The sequence below is a fragment of the Mycobacterium sp. E3247 genome, assembly GCF_001667785.1.
Classification (GTDB): domain Bacteria; phylum Actinomycetota; class Actinomycetes; order Mycobacteriales; family Mycobacteriaceae; genus Mycobacterium.
This window is the reverse complement of sequence record NZ_LZJG01000498.1, coordinates 1-1,485: the sequence shown is the minus strand read 5'-3', so window position 1 is coordinate 1,485 and position 1,485 is coordinate 1. Positions and strand designations below refer to the sequence as shown.

Annotated in this window: 1 protein-coding gene and 1 pseudogene; both read right to left on the bottom strand. The window is 63.5% G+C overall.

The genetic code is table 11. The features are described from left to right. Positions 1-1,081 (bottom strand): MCE family protein (locus tag A9X04_RS25025; protein ID WP_067926551.1); only part of this gene is annotated, 1,081 nt, incomplete at its 3' end. Then, positions 1,078-1,485 (bottom strand): annotated as a pseudogene (locus A9X04_RS25020) (mammalian cell entry protein); the annotation flags it as partial. The gene A9X04_RS25025 and the pseudogene A9X04_RS25020, both read right to left, overlap by 4 nt.

Genomic DNA, 1,485 nt, shown 5'->3' with positions numbered 1-1,485 from the left:
ACAGCGAGCACAGCTTGCCCGATTCAACGGCGGTGACGTTCTCGATGGCGCCGAGTGCGGTGCAGCCGGGCACGGGCAGTGGAACCATCAAACCCGAGAAGGTGGGGTTCGCGAAGTTCATGATGCCGAACCCGCCGACGATGGTTCCGGTGTCGGCGTTGTAGTCGTTGAAGAAGTTGCCGAGCGCGTTCGGCGCTGCATGCAAAATGTTCTCCAGATCCATGTGCTGATCAACCAAAACCTGTGTGACATCGGCCAACCGGGCGATCTGCTCGCTGGTCTGGTTGCGCGTCCCGGCAATGAATCGCTGCACCTCGCCGACGGCCGTCGACAGGTCGGTCAGCGCCGCGTCCAAATCGGATTTGCTGTCGTTGACCACGCTGGTGAGGGTGGCCAGGCGGTCGTTGAACTGCACGATCTGGACGTTGCTGTCGCGCAGCGCGCCGACGAAGGTCTGCAGGTTCTTGATGATGTCGACGATGTTGCCGCTACCGTTGGCGAGGATGCGGCCCACTCCCGACAGTTGAGCCAGCGTCTGGCGCAACTTGTCGCCGTTGCCGTCGAGCGCGTTGGCGGCGCTGTCGATGAACCGCCCCACCGACGTGCCCGAGACACCACTCTTGGGCCCCAAATCCGTTGCCAACCGCATCAACTGGGTTTTCACCTCGTCCCACTCAACCGGGACCGCGGTCCGTTCGACCGGTATCACGGCCCCGTCGGGCATGACCGGTCCACTGTCCCGATAGGCGGGCGAGAGCTGGACGTAGCGCGCAGCCACCAGGTTCGAGGCGACGATCACGGCCTTCGCGTCCGCGGGAATCGGCACGCCGCGGTCGACCTTCAGGGTCATCTTGGCCCGGGTGCCCTGCGGCTGAATGGATTTGATGGTACCGACTTTGACGCCCGATACCCGTACCTCGTCATGGGGATAGATCGCGGTGGCGGTGGTGAAGTAGGCGGTGATCGTCTTCGTGCCGAAGACCGCGTTGCGGACGAGCACGGCGGCGCCGGCAACGACGAGCCCGACCAGGACGACCGCAACCAAGGCCGTCAACCTGTTACGAGGTACCCGGGAGGTCATTGTGACCCTCCGATCCTGCCGCCCAACGTGCAGCCGGGGCAGACCGGAATACCGTTGTACGGCCAGGGAGTCAGCGACCGGGGCAACGGCGAAGGGTAGCCGGGACCCTTCGAGGTGTCGAAGGTGCGGAATCCCCAGAGGTAGTCGATGATCGGCTGGAAGAGTTGCGGGGCAAGGAAGTTCGGGACGAAGGCCTGATATGCGTACATGCTGGAGATGCCCTCGCCGACCGTGATCTGGAATTTCTTCAGGCCCGGCAATGCCTTGCTGATGTTGTCGCGGTTCTTCTGCAGCATCGCGGTCACCGAATTCAGCCGCTCCAGCGTCGGCGCCAGCTTGCTTTCGTTGTCGTGCACCAGTGCCGTCAACTGTTTGGCGACCGCCGACGTGTTGGCCAGCAGGTC